Here is an 18,023-nt window from a genome sequence, read left to right on the forward strand (position 1 = left end):
CTTCAGCCACTATACGCCCGGCCAAAGGCGTGGCGTTCTACCATATAGGAGCGTGGGGCGCTGCCCAGCATGCGGCGGAACATGGTTGTAAAGGCTGCTACATTCTCGTAGCCGGCCTCCATGGCAACCAGCGTCACGGGCACCCCTTCGGCGAGCATCGGCAGGCAGGCGAAGACACTGGCCTGCTGACGCCATGTGACGAAGCTGATGCCTGTCTGCTCCCGGAAGAAGCGCGTGAACGTGCGCCTGCTCATGGCCAGCTTTTCCGCCCAGTCGTCGAGCCGGACATTGGGCGAGGGGTTTGCCATATAGTCGCGGCAGAGAGCGGACAGGCGACGATCTGCTGGGAAGGGCAGGCTGAGCGGGCGCTCGACTAGGGTCGCGATCTCCTCGATGAGCAGTGTCAGCACCAGATCGGCCTTGCGGTCGGATTGTTGAGCCTCGCGCAGGCGGATTGCTTCCAGTACGAGACTGCGGGCAAGATCGGTCACCTCCAGCACCCTGGGCGCGATGGCCGGCGTATCACCCGGCTTGTCGAACATGTAGACGGATTTCATCGTCACCTCGCTCAACATCTCGACGGAATGCAGCAGTCGCGCCGGGATCAGCAAAGCATGGCCGGGAGGCATCATCCAGCGCCCCTTCTCGGTGGTGACCAGCACGACGCCAGAAAATACGCATAGCAATTGCGTGCGGCTGTGGCTGTGCGTCGGCACGACATAACCCGGCGGATCTTCCGAACTGTGGACCAGCACGTCGGCGTTCGAGCGCTCCATCCAGGCGATGTTGCGATGATGATTCTCATGCAGCGTTTCCAGAAGCTGCGGCGACAGTTTTTTCATTTTGGCCCAAACGCGAAAGAAATGGACCAAATCACAAAAGAAGGTCACATGCAATCGCGTTAAGACACCTCGTTCGCGGCGGAAAGACTGCGACCCAAGAGGAAGTTCTGATGACGATAGCGATAGAGGGGGCAGTCCCCCGGTTTCAAAAGGCGACCTTGTCCATTCTGTTTGCAGTGAGCTTCGGCCACCTGCTCAACGATATCATGCAGTCGCTACTCGCATCGCTATATCCGCTTTTCAAAGAGAACTATAATCTCGACTTCGTGCAGATTGGCCTGCTGACCCTTACCTTCCAGATCACCGCGTCCTTGTTGCAGCCAATCGTTGGCATCGTCACGGACCGCAAGGCCATGCCCTATGCCTTACCCGTCGGCATGGCGAGCACGTTCTTCGGGCTGATCCTGCTGGGCAATGCGCACAACTTCACGGTCCTCTTGATTGCCGCGAGCTTGATCGGCTTCGGCTCGGCGGTGTTCCATCCTGAATCGTCACGCATCGCGCGGTTGGCTTCGGGTGGTCGGCATGGCTTTGCGCAGTCACTGTTCCAGGTCGGCGGCAATGCCGGCCAGGCCATCGGCCCGCTGATCGCGGCCTTCATCGTGCTGCCCAACGGACAGGGCAGCGTCGCATGGCTCTCGGTGATCGCCATGGTTGGCATCCTGATCTTGAGCTGGGTTGGTCGCTGGTATGTCGAGCATCGCAAGCAGTCCGCGACTAAGGCGCCAGTCAGCCGCGCCCTGCCGCTGTCGAAGAACCGCGTGCTCTGGGCGTTTGCGATCCTGGTGCTGCTGACCGCGACGAAGAATGTCTATATGTCGAGCATTTCCAGCTACTTCACCTTCTACGTGATTGAGCGCTTCGGCATGAGCGTGCAGAATTCGCAGTTGATGCTGTTCCTGTTCTTGGGCTCCGTCGCCGCCGGCACCTTCCTCGGTGGACCGATCGGTGACAGGTTCGGTGCGCGGTTCGTGATCTGGTTCTCGATCCTCGGCGTTATTCCGTTTGCGTTGATGCTGCCCTATGCCAATCTGTTCTGGACCTGTGTGCTCAGCGTGGTTATCGGCCTGATCTTTGCCTCGGCATTTTCGGCGATCGTGGTGTTCGCACAGGAACTGATACCGGGACGGGTTGGCCTGATCGCCGGCATCTTCTTCGGCTTTGCATTCGGTGCGGGTGGACTGGGCGCGGCCTTCCTCGGCAAATTCGCCGACACGCATGGCATCGCCTTCGTCTACGAGATCTGCTCGTATCTGCCGCTTTTGGGTCTGTTGACCATCTTTCTGCCGCGCCTGCCGAAGCAGGCGCACGCCTAAGGCGCGTTACAAGAAATCAGGCTCCCGGCTCCCAGGCCGGGGGCGCCATCTCGAAGCCCGAGAATTCGAAGCCCGGCGCTACCGTACAGCCGACCAGCGTCCACTCGCCAAGGCTTCTGGCGCTCTGCCACTCGTCCTGCCGGACAATGCCCTGTGGTGTCTGGCCAGCCAGAACATCCGGCCCGAGCACCAGCGCACGCGTCTCCTTGCCATCCATCGACAGACTGAGCTCGAGCGGTGCTCCGGCATAGTAATGCCAGATCTCCACTGCATCGACCTTATGCCAATGAGACCTGCTACCTGCCGCCAGCAGATAAAAGATCGCCGTTGATCGCGCCCTACCATCCACGCCGGATTCGTCCTTGAACGTCTGGATATACCATCCACCTTCCGGATGCGGTTCGAGCTTGAGGGCGGAGATGATGTCGGCTGCGGTCGTCATGAATTTCCCTGCTGTCGGTGTCTTGTCAACGACACCATAATGGTGTCATATTTTTGTGATGGAAAAGCTTCGCCCCACTTATAATCTCGAGGCGATCAAGAAGTCGATCGGCAATGTCGACCGGCTGGCGTTGACGACCACGGCTCTGAAAGGCGCAATTGAGATGGGCTTCGACCGGATTGGGATCGTGGAGGTCATCCGGTCCACCACATCAAAGATGTTCTTCAAATCGATGACCACTAATTTCGATCATCGGATATGGCAGGACGTCTACCACGTGCCTACGACGGGTGGCTGATCTATGTGAAGTTTCAAGCCGATACGGTGACCGAGTTTCGGGTCGTGTCGTTCAAGGAGAAGTGAGATGGACGCTGAAACGATGATCTCTCCAGACACCGGTGAAGTCTTGCGTCGTGATATCAGAAATTTCGCCGTGACCTACAAAGGACATAGCGTTGAGGTCGGCCTGCCTGGATACTATCCGCAAGGCGACGGAGAAGCGGTCCATGTTGGTGCAGACATGCAGGTGGTGGACGATGCGCTGCGTGGTTTGCGCGAGGAAATCGATGGCATCCCGGCGCCGGCGACAATTCGCGGACTTCGAACGAAATTGAAACTGTCGCAGCGTAAGGCTGGGCAACTGTTCGGCGTGGGTGAGAGGGCATTCGACAAGTATGAACGCGGTCTCGTCATGCCAAGCGGGCCTGCGGCAAAGCTGATGCGGTTGCTCGACCGGCATCCGGAACTCGTCAAGGAGCTTGAGAACTGAGACGCTAGAGCAGGAAATCTCCGTCGCTCAAGATGAGCTTACCGGTCAGTGTCAGGCCCATATCGGCATGGCCGTCGCCATCGAGATCAATCTCGACCTTTGTCGACTTCCCCGACACAAACCAGCGGATCTCGCCTGCGTCGCCGGTGAAATCGGCTGATTTGTCGAGCAGATGCGCACCGATGCCATCCATCAGCTTGTTGAGCACGATCTTGTCGGTGCCGTGCTGGAAATCGGTGATGATGTCAGCGGAATTGATCGCGCTGTCCTTGATCGCCGTGAAGACGAACCAGTCGGCACCGCCGCCGCCCGTCAGTGTGTCCTTGCCGCCGATGCCGACAACGACATCGTGGCCGGCGCCGCCCGAGAGCGTGTTGGATGCTGTCGTGCCGATTATCAAGTCGTCATCGTTCTTGCTGCTGTCGTAGGCGGTGCCGTCGCCATGGATATCGGCGATCGTCTTGCTGGCGACGAGCAGTTCTTCCATATGCCTCGAAGTTGGCAGCTCGAACTTGCCCAACACCACCTTGATCGCCGGCTGCAGCTCGGTCGCGATTGTGCCAATGGTCGCGATGCCCTTGATTTCGGCGGCCTTCAGCGGGCTATAGCTCGCCTCGTAGCCGAGAATGCGCTCGTGATGATTGGCGAGCATCTGGCCGGTCTCGACGGCCTCGGCATATCTAACGCTGCCGTCCCTGTCGTAGAGATTGAATTCGTCGGCCTCGACATATCTTCGATAGGCAATGGCTGGCTTGACCGAGGCGGGCAGGCTGCTCGACAGGGAATTGTAGCGGATCTCATACCACGCTTCGGCGCGGTCACCGCTTTCGATCGCGGCTTTTAGTTTTGGGCCGAGCATGCTGGGCGCATTCCAGCACAACGAGAACAGGGCGGACCGTTCACTGGATTCGGGAATTCCGGAGATCCAGTTGTCGATGTGGTCGTCATAGTCATCGTCCATGGCATCGAGCGCCCTGGTGATCTGGGCGTCGTTCTTGAATGCGAAGGTCGTCGGCACGCCGCTGTCGTACTTGTTGTGCCAGTCGGCCATAACCTTGTCGAGATTGGCGCGAAGCGTGGTGTTCTGGCCGCTCGAATAGTCCTTGTCGATCTGCGCCTCGAGCCGGTCGCGCAATGTGTTGCTCCAGTGCTTGGCGCCGATCATCGCTTTCAGCACCGGGTCGAGATTGTAGACCAGATTGAAGCCGATGCCGATGGTCGCATCGCCCACCGAATCCACATAGGGCAGTGAGGTCGAGCCTTCGAGCAGAACCAGCAGCTCGAAACGCTCGGTGCTGTAGGTCTTGTGATCGGAGATGATGTTCCACTTCAGCATACGGCGATCCCTGGATGGTGCCGCGATGATATCGGGCAGGGGTAAACAGGACCTGTGCGTGGAACATTAAAATTCGCATAGGACTATTGACGTTATGTAATATCATAACGTATTGCGAATGAAGCGGATGCTGGATGAGATTCCTCGAAGTTCATCTTGTCTTCGCCGGCAGGGCATGGCAGTGATGACCGCGATGGTGCTGCCGCCAAGACAATGGGCGGTGGCTGAAAAGGGAACACGGTAGGGATGACCCAAATGGGGTCCTATTCCGTGGCTGCCCCCGCAACTGTGAGCGGTGAGTCTGTTTGCATTCTGCCACTGGCGCAAGCCGGGAAGGCGCAAACCGACAGCGACCCGCAAGCCAGGAGACCTGCCATCTCGACGTAAACCGCAACGGACGGGGTGTTCCGATGGAAAATACATGGTTGCGCGGACGGCGCCTTGCGTCCGCATCTCTGCATGGAATTTTGCCTCCGGACAGGCTCCGGGAGGCACTTCATGGATCGAGCAGATCATTTCACCGCACGCTTTCGGCTGCGGATCTCCCCGCATGACCTGACATATCGACGTCTCTTGGCGGCTGGTCGCAGCATGGAACCTGTTCTCGGAGGGCGGGGCCGATGAGTTGCGTCACCTCTGGAGTCAGCCTCGACGTTACGGGTCTCAGCTGGGCACCGCGTCGACGCGACAGCCTGATCAGGGATATCAGCTTTTCGGTGGCGCCCGGTGATCGGCTGGTGATCGTCGGGCCGAACGGCGCCGGCAAGTCGACGCTGCTGCGCTGCCTCTATCGTGCCATCAAGCCGAATGCCGGTATGGTGCGACTGGGTGGACAGGACATCTGGGCGCAATCGCCCTCGGACGTGGCGCGTATCATCGCTGTGGTGTTGCAGGAGACGCCGGCGAATTTTCCCTTCAGCGTTCGCGATATCGTGCTGATGGGGCGCATTCCCTGGCGCAAGGGCTATACGCGCTGGTCGGACGCCGATCATCAGCATGCCGCGCATGCGCTGGGCCATCTCGGCCTTGAGGGATTGGAGGATCGCAAGTTTTCTACGCTTTCCGGCGGTGAGAAGCAGCGGGTGCTGGTGGCGCGAGCGCTTGCCCAATCGCCCAAACTGCTTGTTCTCGATGAGCCCTCCAATCATCTCGACATTCGCCATCAGCTTGAAGTGATCGAGCGCATCAAGGTGCTCGGCATCACCATCATCACCACCTTGCACGACATCAATCTGGCCGCCGATTTCGCCACCAAGGCGGCGATCATCGATCATGGCCGGTTCGTCGCCTTCGGCGAGCCGCGTGACGTGCTCACCGCGAGCAACATTTCCCAGGCTTTCGGGGTGAGTGCGACTGCGCATGCCGGCGGCTTGAGCAAGCAGGCTCGTTTTACCTTTTCGCTTTCTGACACAATCTCTGAACAAATAGGAGCAATTGCGTGATCTATAAGCCTTTTCTAGCTTTTGCGAGCGCCGCGGCGCTGGTCTTTCTTGCCACTTCTGCGCTCGCCGCGCCGGTCACCGTCAAGAGCTGTAACCGCGATGTCACCTTTGCCGATGTGCCGAAGCGGGCGATCGCCAATGACGTCAATCTCATCGAGATGATGCTGGCGCTGAAGCTGCAGGACCATATGGTCGGCTATACCGGCGTGTCCGGCTGGAAGACGCTTGATGCGAAATTACGCGAGGGCGTCAAGGAGCTGCCGGAGCTGTCGCCGAAATATCCGAGCAAGGAAGTGTTGCTGAATGCCGATGCCGATTTCTATTTCGCGGGCTGGAACTACGGCATGAAGGTGGGCGGAGACGTCACGCCCGAGACGATGGAGCCGCTCGGCATCAAGGTCTATGAACTCACCGAAAGCTGCATCCACATCATGGCGAAGAACAAGCCCACGATGGACGACATGTATGTCGATCTCATCAATCTCGGCAAGATCTTCCATGTCGAGGATCGGGCGCAAACACTGGTCGATGGCTACCGCCAACAGCTCGCCGGGATCGAGGCTGGTATCGGCAAGATCGACCGGCCGGTACGGGTGTTCGTTTATGATTCCGGCGAGGAGAAGCCGTTTACGGCCGGTCGCTTCGGCATTCCGACTGCCGAGATCAAGGCGGCGGGCGGCACCAACATCATGGACGATGTGGAGAAGAGCTGGACGGAAGTCTCTTGGGAGCCCGTGATCGACAAGAACCCGGAGGTGATCGTCATCGTCAACTACGGCGAGGTAACGGCCGAACAGAAGATCGCTTTCATGAAGAACAATCCGGCCTTCAAAAACATCGATGCGGTGAAGAACGATCGTTTCGTGGTGCTCGATTACGTCGAGGCAACGCCAGGCCCGCGCAATATCGACGCGATCGCGCGGCTGGCCAGGGCGTTTCACCCGAAGGGGACGTGAGATCTGCATGCTGAGCACACCCGGGCGCAAGGCCCCGATGTGGGGCACCTGTTGATGTCCCGCCGCCTTCCGACTTTTCTGATTTCGCTTATCCTCATCCTCCTCGCACTCTTCTCCATTACATCAGCCGTTTCCCTCGGCGCCGCCGATATCCCTTTCGTCACCGTCTGGCAGATCGTCATCAACAAGGTCTCGCCCGGCACATTCGCCGCGACATGGTCGGCTGGGCGCGAGAGCATCGTCTGGGATGTGCGGTTTCCGCGTGTGCTGCTGGGTGCGCTGGTGGGGGCGGGGCTCGGGTTGACGGGGGCTGTGCTGCAGCCGCTGACGCGCAATCCGCTGGCCGATCCGCATCTGCTCGGCGTGTCCTCGGGGGCGGCGTTCGGGGCTGTGCTGGCGCTGCTGCATACTGGCATGTTCCTGGGATTGCTGACCGTCCCGCTATTTGCTTTCGGCGGCGCGTTGATTGCCATCATGGCGGTGCCCCTGGTGGCGCGAGCCACCAATTCCATGCAGGCGGACCGATTGGTTCTGGCAGGCGTGGCGGTGGCTTTCATCTTCACGGCGCTCGCCAACCTGCTGGTTTTCATGGGCGATCCGCGCGCGGCCCAATCGGTGGTGTTCTGGATGCTGGGCGGGCTGGGTCTGGCGCAATGGCCGCAGCTCATTTTTCCCGCTGTCGTGCTCGGGGCGACGCTGGCCTATCTGATGGCGCATGCACGCGCGCTCAATGCGGTTGCCATGGGCGACGAGACGGCAGCCACGCTCGGCATTCCGGTCGTTCGGTTTCGCATGACGCTGTTTGTCGTTACTGCGCTGCTGACCGGCGTGATGGTGGCATTTTCCGGCGCGATCGGCTTTGTCGGGCTGATGGTGCCGCATTTCGTGCGTCTGGTGGTCGGTGGCGACAATGCCAAGGTGTTGCCGCTTTCCGCCTTTACGGGGGCACTGACGCTGATCTGGGCAGATCTCGTGGCGCGCATCGTCATGGCGCCCGAGGATATGCCGATCGGCGTGGTGACGGGATTGGCGGGCGGGTTGGCATTCATCTGGATCCTCAGCCGGTCGGACTGACGGATTTTGCTTGCCGTGCAGGGCCTTTTCTTTCATGAACGGGCAGCGCCGCTGGCAACCAGATGACGAGGACTTGAGACTTGCACAGCTTCACGACGGTGACGAAACTCCTGATGATCCAGCTGTTGGCCGGCTGGCTGGCACTGGGTGCGACGACCGCTACGCCTGCCTTCGCGCAGGAAGATGGCGAGTCGCAGAGTGCGGTCGTCGCCGCTGTCGCAGCATTGCAGGAGCAGGTAAAGGCGGATCTTCAGAAGGCTGGCCAATCGCTGGAGGCCTTGCAGAAGAAGGTCGATGAAGCGGCAACCGCCGATGCGCAGCTCTCCAAGCTCAAGATACAGGCCGAAAGCATCGGCAAGGCCATCTCGACGGCGATGGGATCGCTCGAGCATCGCTACAATCTGGTCGCCAAGCGGCTGGACGAGATCGGCAAGGCGCCTGACGAAGGCCAGCCTGTGGAGAATCCTGGCCTTTCCAGCGACCGCAAGCGCCTGCAGGGCGAGAAGGCCCAGATGAACACTATCCTCACGGATGGTGAAGCGCTTGACACGGCTGCGACGAAACTCTCCACCCATATCAGTGATTTGAGGCGCAAGCTTTTCACCGAGACCCTGCTGCGCCGCACCGAGGTTACGCCGCAATTGCTCGAAGAGACTGTCGAAGCAGCGCGCGGAGAGAGCCAGGAACTGGTCACCAAGACGAGTTCTTCGCTGGACTTCATGTGGAACTACAAGCGCAGCAGTTTGCTCTCGGCGTTGTTCTTGTCGCTCGGTGCGGCGATGATTTTCATGTGGCTGGTGCGCTGGGCGTTTGCGCCGCTGATCCGCAGGGAAGAGCAGGACGAAAACCCTGCCTACATCACCCGGCTTTCCAGAGCCTTCTGGTCGACCCTCATTCCCAATATCGCCACTGCGGGCTTTGTGATTACCAGCTTGTTCCTGCTCAATTACTTCAATGTCCTGCGCCAGGATATCGCGCAGATATTCCAGGCACTGATGTGGGTGCTCGCTGGTATCTACTTCGTCTACAAGCTGGCGCGATCGATCGTGGCGCCGCGCAAGCCAGCCTGGCGGTTGATCGACGTGTCTGACCGCGGGGCGCAGATCCTGCTCGCTTACGTGACAATCATGGCCGTGATCAACGGCATCGGCTATCTTGCCGGCGAGGCGACTGAAGCGCTCGATTCTCCAATTGCGCTCTCGGTTGCCCGCGGCTTCCTGTCCTCGGTCATTATTGGCCTGCTGTTGATCGCCCTGGCCTTCGTGCGGCCGATGCGAGACCCGGCGGGAGGCCCTGATCTCCCATGGCCTCGCTTCATCCGGGTCGTCTTCCTGATCGGCGGAATTGCGCTGATCATCACTGCGCTGGTCGGCTATATCGGGCTTGCGCAATTCGCCTCAACGCAGATCGTCATTACCGGTGCGCTTCTCATCACAATCTACATCGGCTTTCTCACCGGTCATGCAATCTCCAAGCACAATGTCTTCCGCGACACGGCGGCCGGGCATCGTCTTGCCGAAAATCACAAATTCGATGACATCAAACTCGACCAGCTGGGGCTGGTGATCGGCCTGGCGATCTATGTTCTGGTGACGATCATCGGCCTGCCATTGATCATGCTGCAATGGGGATTTCGCAGCGAGGATATCTGGGCGCTGTTCGTGCGGCTGTTTACCGAGATCAAGATCGGCAACATCACCATATCATTGCTCGGCATTCTCGTCGGTCTGCTGCTGTTCGTGGCGGGCTATTTCGGCACCCGCTGGTTCCAGAAGTGGCTGGACCGCAATGTCATGGCGCGCTCGCATGTCGATATGGGCGTGCGCAACTCGGTCAACACCGCACTCGGCTATGTCGGGATTGCGCTTGCCGGCCTGATCGGGATTTCCGCGGCGGGCATCAACCTGTCCAGCCTTGCGCTGGTCGCCGGTGCTCTCTCGCTCGGTATCGGCTTTGGCTTGCAGACGATCGTGCAGAATTTCGTCTCGGGCCTGATCCTGCTGGCCGAGCGTCCCTTCAAGGTCGGCGACTGGATCGTGGCGGGACCGACGGAGGGGTTTGTGCGCCGGATTTCCGTGCGCGCCACTGAAGTCGAGACCTTCCAGAACCAGTCGATCATCGTGCCGAATTCGCAGCTGATCAACGCTGCCGTCGGCAACTGGACGCTGCGCAATTCGCTGGCGCGCAGCGAGGTTGCGGTTTCGGTTGCCTATGAAAGCGATCCGCGCCAAGTGATGGAAATCCTGATGGAAATCGCCAATGCGCATCCGACAATCCTGACGGTGCCGGAGCCGAATGTCAGCTTTCTCAGATTCGGCGAATTCGCGCTGGAATTCGAGCTGCGTTTCTATCTGGCGGATATTCTCAATGGTGGTCCCGTGCGCAACGACGTGCGGATCGCCATCCTCGAGCGTTTCAAGGAGGAGGGAATCGAGATTCCGTTCCCGCGGCGCGAGCTTAGCGTGCGGCTTGAACGAGAGGGCGAGTTGGAGGATACCGAAGGGCTTTCACCTGAAGCGGCGAGGAACATCCGCCATCAACGTGAACGTAGCCGCAAGCAGGCCGAGGCCAAGGCAAGGGATCTCGACCGGTCAGATGACAATTACGATGCGGACGGCGACAACACACCCGACAACGGCCCGCGCGATGATGGCGATGGGGATGACGCGCGCTAAGCAGCGCTCACCTGCTTGTTGATAAACCTGTACAGCCCCGCATCGTCATCCTCGCCCTTGTGGCGAGGATCTACTTCGACTCATTAAGTAATTGAAAATGATGATTATATTTCACGGTGGCAGATCCTCGAGACGAGCCCGAGGATGACGACGGAGACTTTGTCAGTAGTCTGACGTGCCTTACGCCGCGACAGCTTCGACCATCAGCATGTCGAGCATGAACGACCCGTCGGCCTCGATGGCGAAATGCTCGCGGACCTCGGCGGGCGCGGCTTCCTGCAAAGCCCGGATCGCCTTTTCGTAGACAGGCGGTGTCGCCATGCGGGCGATCCAGGTCTCGAAATGCATCCGCACCTGGCGAGTCTTCGTAGCGCTGACCGTGAAGCCGGCATGCGCCAGCATGTTGGTCCATTCCGCGGCCGTATAGTTGCGGACATGTGACGTGTCGCGCAGCAGTTCGATCGCCTGCAGATGGGTATCCAGCAACGGGCGACCAGGCGAATAGACGTCGATGAAGACCGCCGTCGAGCCCTTCCGCAGTACACGGCGCGCTTCACGGAGGCCTTGCTCGATGTCGAACCAATGGTGGGCGGAATAGCGACAGCCGAGAAAATCGAATGTGCCGTCGTTAAAGGGCAAATCCTGGGCGGATGCCTCGACCGTCTCGATGTTGCTGAGACCCCTCGACCGTGCAGTCTCGGCGACCGCCGACAGCATGTCGGCAGACAGGTCCGATGCCGTGACCTGCCTCGCATAGGTCGCCATCGTATAGGCGACGTGGCCTCCGCCGCAGCCCAGATCAAGCGCATGGTGGGGAGCAATGTCCCTGACGATCTTTTCGAGCGCGATCAGGTCCTCACCTTGCGAGTGGACGGCGCTTTCGACATAGGCCGTGGCGCGCGGGCCGAACTGGTTCTGGACGTTTCTGTCATGGGCGGGTTTCATCATTTTCTCCTTTGGATTGGAGAGAGCATGCCTGAAAATTATTCTGTTACAAGATGACAGTTTATCCTGGTATAAGTGATCCCATGCTGGATGACGATCAAAGACAGTTGCTGGGGGAATTCGTGCGTGCGCATCGCGAGCGGCTGACGCCCGAACAGCCGGCGGGACGGCGGCGAACGCCCGGTCTCCGCCGCGAGGAGCTTGCGGTGCGCGCCGGCATTTCGGCGACCTGGTGCGCCTGGATCGAACAGGGCAGGGAGGTGCAGGCCTCGCCACAGGCGCTGAGCAGGCTGGCGGTCGCATTGAGACTGACGCGGGCCGAGCGGGTCTATCTGTTCGACCTGGCTGGTCGACGCGATCCAGACGCCGAGGCACATGAGGACACCGACAATGCGCCGGCATCGCTGCGGGCGGTGGTCGATTCGCTTGAGCATCCCGCCTATGGGCTAGACCGCTTCTGGAATGCCTGCTGCTGGAACGAGGCGGCAGCGGAACTGTTCGACGGCTGGCTCTGCGACGGCTGCCAGCGAAACCTGCTGCGTTTCATCTTTCTGGATCCCGTGGCGAAAAAACTCATTCCCGCCTGGGAACACCGCGCGGCGCGGGTTCTGGCGGAGTTGCGTGCGGACTACAGCCACAGCTTCAACGATCCCGAAATGAATGCGTTGCTCGATGAGTTGAAGCGGGCAAGCCCCTTCTTTGCGCGGACCTGGAAGGAACAGAGCGTGCTTGATCGTGAGGGTGGCTCCCGAACCTTCTCGCATGCAAAGCGCGGCATGCTCACGTTCGAGCAGCACACGCTTCGTCCCTCGGATCGCCCGGACTACAAACTGGTCTTCCTGATGCCTGCCTGACTCTTCGGCGCCTGTTCGGTGAATAGCGAATTTGCGTCACGATTTGGTTTTTTTCTGGCAAGTCGCGTGATCCCCTTCTCATGTCGCAAACGAGCGGCTAGCCTTGTTGCGACTTCATCATAGTCCTCTCAATTCGATTTTCGGGAACGCGTAGATGTCGCAGACCCCAAAATCCGTCCTCAACATCAATCAGGATCGTAAGGCAAATGGCAGAGTTTCCGCAAAAGGCGAAAGTCGTCATCATCGGGTTGGGTGGCATCGTGGGAGCCTCCATCGCTCATCATCTCATCGAGCGTGGATGGGACGATATCGTCGGCATCGACAAATCGGGCATCCCGACCGACATTGGCTCCACGGCGCATGCGTCGGACTTCTGCTACACAACGAGCCATGACTTCCTGTCGGTATGGACCACCCAGTATTCGATCGATTTCTACGAGAAGATGGGCCACTACGCTCGTATCGGTGGCCTCGAAGTTGCCCGCACCGGCGACGACTCCTGGATGGAAGAGATCAAGCGCAAGCTCTCCTCCGCCAAGGCCTTCGGCACCCGCGCCCATTATGTCGACCCTGCCGAGATCAAGCAGATGTTCCCGCTGATCGAGGAAGACAAGGTGATGGGCGGCATGTTCGATCCCGATGCCGGGCTCGTCATTCCCCGTTCGCAGACCGTTGCCGGCAAGCTGGTGGATGCTGCCGAAAAGACCGGCAAGCTGCAGTCCTTTTCCAACACGCCAGCCAAGTCTCTGATCGTCGAGAACGGCCGCATCAAGGGCGTCGTCACCCACCGCGGCACCATCATGGCCGACCACGTCATCGTCTGCGCCGGCATCTGGGGGCGCCTGATCGCCGAAATGGTCGGCGAGGATCTTCCGGTCATGCCGGTCGACCATCCCCTGACCTTCTTCGGCCCCTACAATGAGTTCGAAGGCACCGGCAAGGAAATCGGCTTTCCGCTGCTGCGCGACCAGGGCAACTCGGCCTACATGCGCGACACTGGCGACCCAAAGACGACCGAGGGCGGCCAGATCGAATGGGGCTATTACGAGCAGACCAATCCGCGCCTCTGCCACCCCAGAGATATCCTTGAAAAGAACGAGGCCCGCCTCTCGCCCTCGCAGCGCGATCTCGAGATGGAGCAGATCCTCGAGCCGCTCGAAAAGGCAATCGAGTTGACGCCGATCCTCGGTGAAATCGGCTACAACGAAGGTCATTCCTTCAACGGCCTGCTGCAGGTTTCCGCTGCCGGCGGCCCGTCCTGCGGCGAAAGCCAGAAGGTCCGCGGCCTGTGGTATTGCGTGGCGATCTGGGTCAAGGATGGCCCGGGCTACGGCAAGCTCATCGCCGACTGGATGACCGACGGCCGTACGGAGATCGACCACAACTCGATCGACTATTCGCGCTTCTATCCACACCAGCTGACCGAGGAATTCATCGAAGGCCGCTGCTTCGAAGCCGCGCAGAAGGTGTATTTCCCGGCCGTCCATACCCGCGAGCCCTACGCCTCCGGCCGCGGCGCCAAGCGCTCGCCCTTCTACGAGCGCGAGAAGGAACTCGGCGGCTACTTCATGGAACTCGGCGGCTGGGAGCGTGCCCATGGCTACGCCGCCAATGAGCACCTGCTGGAAAAGTACGGCAATCAGGTCCCGGTCCGCGAGAACGAGTGGGACAACCGCCATTTCTGGCGCGTCTCCAATGCCGAGCATCTGGCGATGACCGAGGATTGCGGCATCGTCAACCTCAGCCACTTCCACATGGTGGACATTGAGGGGCCGGACCATGTCGAGCTTCTCGAATGGCTCTGCGCTGCCAAGATCGGTGGCGACAACAATATCGGCAAGGGCATCTACACCCACTTCCTCGATGATGAGGGCATGGTGCGCGCCGACTTCACCGTCATCCGCATGGCTGACCGTTGCCGGCTGATCAACGGCGCCGATGCCGGCCCGCGCGATTTCCACTACATGAAACGTGTGGCGGAGGATCGTGGCCTCGACGTCACCATCACCGATGTGACCGAGAAATTCATCACCATCGGCATCTGGGGGCCGAACGCCCGCGACACGCTGAAGAAGGTTGTCAAGGACCCCGCGGGACTCGATGCGGAGAACTTCGCCTTCGCCGCCATCAAGCAGATTGAGATCGGCGGCAGACAAGTCACCGCTTTCCGCATCTCCTATGTCGGCGAGCAGGGCTGGGAACTTCACATGAAATACGAGGACGGCCTCGCCGTCTGGGATGCGCTTCGCTCCACGGGCGTCATGGCCTTCGGCGTCGAGACCTATGCGAATTCCCGCCGCATGGAAAAGAGCCTGCGTCTGCAGAATGCCGACCTGCTCACCCAATACAACCTCATCGAGGCCGATCTCGCCCGCCCGAAGGTCAAGGAATCCGATTTCCGTGGCAAGGCAAAGCATCTCGAATACAAGGCGCGCGAACACCAGCCGGCAATGCTCTGCACGCTTGTCATGACTGAAAATACCGACTCCAGGGGTGTCAAACGCTATCCCGTCGGCACGATGCCGGTCATCGACCCGGAGACCAAGGAAGTACTGGTCGACGAACTGGGACGCCGCTCCTACACCACCTCGGTCGCCTTTGGCCCGACGATCGGCAAAAACATTGCGCTCGCATATCTTCCCTGGTCCTATTGCCAGGAAGGCCGCAAGCTGGTGGTCGAGTATTTCAACGAGACCTATCCGGTCGAGGTCGTCGGCATCGGTTACAAGCCGCTCTACGACCCGCAGAACCTCAAGCCCAAGACGTGAGCCGGCGTAATCCGGAAAGCCATTTGGAAACTGAATTGCGGCCCCGTCACAGGGGCCGTTTTTCATGGTTATGCCCGGTTTTCTTGCAGTTCGTCCTTAACCAATTTTCAAAGCCTGTCGCATAGCTTCCCGGATCGGGGCAATTTCAATCTGGGCAAAGGCAAGTCATGGATTTCTTGGGTGTTTCCGGAATGCACTATTCCGGCGTGTCGCTGAAGGGCAACCGCATTATCGTTGCCGAGGACTCCAATGTCTTCACCTCGATGATCAGCCAGCGGATCAAGGAACTGCTGCATATCGATATCGAGATTTGCCGCAATTTCGAAGAGTTGCAGCAGGCCAACGAGAAGTCCGACATCCCGATCAAGCTGGCGATTTCCAATATCAACCTGCCGGGCGCCGAGCAGGGCGAGGCCCTGGACTATCTCGTCGATGTGGCGATCCCGACCATCGTTTTCACTGGCACGCTGCAGGATACGACGCGCGACAAGCTGCTGTCGAACCAGATCGTCGATTACATCATCAAGGACAGCGTGTTTGCCGTCGACATGCTTGTCGAAGCCGTGTGCCGCTTCCTGACCAACCATACCCACCATGTACTGATCGTCGATGACAGCCAGACCGCACGCGCGCTGCTGACCACGCGCCTCAAGCGCTACAATTTCAAGGTCAGCGCCGCCGAAAACGGCCAGAAGGCGCTCGATATCCTGAAGGCAAATCGCGACATCTCGCTGATGATCACCGATTACAACATGCCCGATATCGACGGCTTCGAACTGACGCGGCGGACGCGTGCGCATATCGGTTCGCACCAGCTGAGGATCATCGGCGTGTCGTCTTCGACCGATCGCCTTCTCTCGGCGCGTTTCCTGAAGGCCGGCGGCAACGACTTCATGATGCGCCCGTTCATCGACGAGGAATTCTACTGCCGCGTCAACCAGAACCTCGACACGCTGTCGCAGATGAAGCTGCTGCTGTCGCGTCAGAAGAAGGCGAGCTGATCGCGCAGGTGTCGAAGGATAGTCTTAAATAAGTCGAAGCAAAAACTCTAATGTTAGGAATCACTAATATTTAGGACGAAGTAAACTGTATTCCCAAAGCAGTACAAAGATTCAGATACTTTAACACTTTGGAAAGTGCACACGGAATAACGTCTGCATATAAGAAAAACATACTGTGCTCCACTGGTGAGGCGGGTTATTCCCTCCCGGCAGCGGCTAGCAGCGCATACCGTCCTGCTACCAATAAAATCGATACGTCTAGGGGATGTGCGAAACGTGGCTTTTCGCGAAGCGATCCGTAAGTCTTTGATGCCTGGGAAATATCAAGGCCGGCAAGTTCTGCTTGTCGAGGATACGCGTTTCTATTCCATCGCCATCAAGGACCGGCTCGAAACACTGTTTGGCGTGACGGTGACGCATTGTGCGACCTTGGCTGCACTTCGGCATCTTCTGTCGACCTCACGCGAGACCTTCGCGCTTGCAATCCTCGACCTTTGCCAGTCGGATGCGCCAAACGGCGAGGCGCTTGAACTCGTGTTGTCGGAGAATATCCCCTCGGTCGTTTTCTCTGGCATCAGCAGCGATATCCGCAGGGCGGAAATCCTGGCTCGCAACGTCTACGATTACGTCGCCAAGAGTTCCATTCATTCGATAGACGACCTGACCGGGGTGGTCGACCGCTGCCTGCAGCAGAGCCACGCGCAATTGCTGGTGATTGATTCCGACGAGAACTGCGCCATCGCCGACTTGCTGAGCGCAGTCGACTATTTCCCGCTTGTGGTGAACTCGGAAGAACAGGCGGCAACACAACTGGATAAATGCCGCAATATCGAGTTGATCCTGGTGCGCGCCGATCTCGCCGCTCCGAACAACTTCGAGCTGATCACGGCGCTGCAGAACCGCTACGGCGAGAGCACATTGCGGGTTGTCGGCTATTCCAAGCTCACGGGGCAGGATGACGTGGCGCGCTTTCTAGGGGCCGGCGGTGACGATTTCGTCCACCTGCCGATAAGCTCCGAGGACCTTGCCGGTCGTTTGAACCATGTGATGACGATCCACAAGCAGATCCAGGCGCTGCAGCGCATGGCCAGCCGCGACTATCTCACCGACCTTCTCAATCGGCGGTACTTCTTCGATCGTGGGCCGAAGATCGTCGATGTCTGTTTGCGGCAGGACATGCCTGTCTCCATGGCGCTGATGGATATCGATCATTTCAAGCGGCTCAATGACACCTATGGTCACGAAGTCGGCGATCTCGTGCTGAAAGCGGTTTCCAAGCGGCTGCTGGCGGTGGTCGGCGAAAAGCGGCACATGGTGGCGCGGCTCGGCGGCGAGGAATTCGGCGTCCTCTATTGTGGGCTGGATATCCAGCAGGCCTTTGAATTCTGCGACCATATCCGCGAGGAGATCGCCAGGGTGCGCGTCGTCGTGGATGACGAGGACCTGTCGGTGACCGTGTCGATGGGGCTCGCGACGATCTCGGGGGCCGAAACCTTCGACAACTACCTGAACGCTGCCGACCAGTATCTCTATCTGGCCAAGCATTCCGGTCGAAACCAGGTGTTTTCGGATTATCAGGTTACCAAGATCATGGCTTCGTAAG

At 59.3% G+C, this 18,023-nt stretch carries 15 protein-coding genes and 1 riboswitch; of the genes, 11 read left to right on the top strand and 4 right to left on the bottom strand.

All coding sequences use genetic code 11. The annotated features are described in order from the left end of the window. Positions 1-2 precede the first annotated feature (2 nt). Entirely contained in the window at positions 3-842 is an 840-nt protein-coding gene (locus ACXHRN_RS08780) for an AraC family transcriptional regulator (RefSeq protein WP_488640936.1), read from the bottom strand. A 110-nt stretch (positions 843-952) separates the two neighbouring features. Between ACXHRN_RS08780 and ACXHRN_RS08785 the strand changes: the two genes are divergently transcribed. Then, the gene (locus tag ACXHRN_RS08785; RefSeq protein WP_488640937.1) at positions 953-2,158 is read left to right on the top strand and encodes an MFS transporter; all 1,206 of its coding nucleotides are present in this window, start codon (positions 953-955) and stop codon (positions 2,156-2,158) included. 16 nt (positions 2,159-2,174) lie between these two features. Here ACXHRN_RS08785 and ACXHRN_RS08790 read toward each other — a convergent pair whose 3' ends face one another. Further along, positions 2,175-2,600, bottom strand: a complete 426-nt coding sequence (locus ACXHRN_RS08790; protein WP_488640938.1) for a cupin domain-containing protein — start codon at positions 2,598-2,600, stop codon at positions 2,175-2,177. A gap of 58 nt (positions 2,601-2,658) precedes the next feature. Here ACXHRN_RS08790 and ACXHRN_RS08795 point away from each other — a divergent pair, with 58 nt between their 5' ends. Both ACXHRN_RS08795 and ACXHRN_RS08800 read left to right on the top strand, forming a co-directional pair. Continuing rightward, the gene (locus ACXHRN_RS08795; RefSeq protein ID WP_488640939.1) at positions 2,659-2,898 is read left to right on the top strand and encodes a type II toxin-antitoxin system MqsR family toxin; all 240 of its coding nucleotides are present in this window, start codon (positions 2,659-2,661) and stop codon (positions 2,896-2,898) included. Positions 2,899-2,964: 66 nt separating this feature from the next. Then, entirely contained in the window at positions 2,965-3,369 is a 405-nt protein-coding gene (locus ACXHRN_RS08800; RefSeq protein WP_488640940.1) for a type II toxin-antitoxin system MqsA family antitoxin, read from the top strand. A gap of 4 nt (positions 3,370-3,373) precedes the next feature. Here ACXHRN_RS08800 and ACXHRN_RS08805 read toward each other — a convergent pair whose 3' ends face one another. Next, positions 3,374-4,705 carry a M10 family metallopeptidase C-terminal domain-containing protein gene (locus ACXHRN_RS08805; RefSeq protein ID WP_488640941.1) on the bottom strand — a complete coding sequence of 444 codons (1,332 nt, stop codon included), beginning with the start codon at positions 4,703-4,705 and terminating at the stop codon, positions 3,374-3,376. Between the two features lie 179 nt (positions 4,706-4,884). Then, positions 4,885-5,097, top strand: a riboswitch (cobalamin riboswitch). Between the two features lie 228 nt (positions 5,098-5,325). Here ACXHRN_RS08805 and ACXHRN_RS08810 point away from each other — a divergent pair. The 4 genes from ACXHRN_RS08810 to ACXHRN_RS08825 all read left to right on the top strand — a co-directional run bounded on the left by ACXHRN_RS08810 (position 5,326) and on the right by ACXHRN_RS08825 (position 10,852). Next, a complete protein-coding gene (locus tag ACXHRN_RS08810) occupies positions 5,326-6,147 on the top strand; it encodes an ABC transporter ATP-binding protein (protein WP_488640942.1) in 822 nt (273 codons plus the stop codon). After that, on the top strand, positions 6,144-7,103 hold the full coding sequence (locus ACXHRN_RS08815) for an ABC transporter substrate-binding protein (protein ID WP_488640943.1): 960 nt from the start codon (positions 6,144-6,146) through the stop codon (positions 7,101-7,103). Before ACXHRN_RS08810 ends, ACXHRN_RS08815 begins: the two co-directional genes overlap by 4 nt. Positions 7,104-7,157: 54 nt before the next feature. Beyond that, entirely contained in the window at positions 7,158-8,177 is a 1,020-nt protein-coding gene (locus ACXHRN_RS08820) for a FecCD family ABC transporter permease (protein ID WP_488640944.1), read from the top strand. Between the two features lie 113 nt (positions 8,178-8,290). Continuing rightward, entirely contained in the window at positions 8,291-10,852 is a 2,562-nt protein-coding gene (locus ACXHRN_RS08825) for a mechanosensitive ion channel domain-containing protein (RefSeq protein ID WP_488640945.1), read from the top strand. 180 nt (positions 10,853-11,032) lie between these two features. On the opposite strand, the gene ACXHRN_RS08830 is transcribed toward ACXHRN_RS08825, so the two are convergent. Then, a complete protein-coding gene (locus tag ACXHRN_RS08830) occupies positions 11,033-11,797 on the bottom strand; it encodes a class I SAM-dependent methyltransferase (protein WP_488641866.1) in 765 nt (254 codons plus the stop codon). Positions 11,798-11,880: 83 nt separating this feature from the next. Here ACXHRN_RS08830 and ACXHRN_RS08835 point away from each other — a divergent pair, with 83 nt between their 5' ends. The 4 genes from ACXHRN_RS08835 to ACXHRN_RS08850 all read left to right on the top strand — a co-directional run bounded on the left by ACXHRN_RS08835 (position 11,881) and on the right by ACXHRN_RS08850 (position 18,022). Then, positions 11,881-12,651, top strand: a complete 771-nt coding sequence (locus ACXHRN_RS08835) for a helix-turn-helix transcriptional regulator (RefSeq protein WP_488640946.1) — start codon at positions 11,881-11,883, stop codon at positions 12,649-12,651. Between the two features lie 206 nt (positions 12,652-12,857). Beyond that, on the top strand, positions 12,858-15,419 hold the full coding sequence (locus ACXHRN_RS08840; RefSeq protein WP_488640947.1) for a GcvT family protein: 2,562 nt from the start codon (positions 12,858-12,860) through the stop codon (positions 15,417-15,419). Between the two features lie 167 nt (positions 15,420-15,586). Next, positions 15,587-16,420, top strand: a complete 834-nt coding sequence (locus ACXHRN_RS08845) for a response regulator (protein ID WP_488640948.1) — start codon at positions 15,587-15,589, stop codon at positions 16,418-16,420. A 309-nt stretch (positions 16,421-16,729) separates the two neighbouring features. Next, on the top strand, positions 16,730-18,022 hold the full coding sequence (locus tag ACXHRN_RS08850) for a GGDEF domain-containing response regulator (RefSeq protein WP_488640949.1): 1,293 nt from the start codon (positions 16,730-16,732) through the stop codon (positions 18,020-18,022). Position 18,023 lies beyond the last annotated feature (1 nt).

It is taken from the genome of Shinella sp. OV683 (assembly GCF_057787725.1).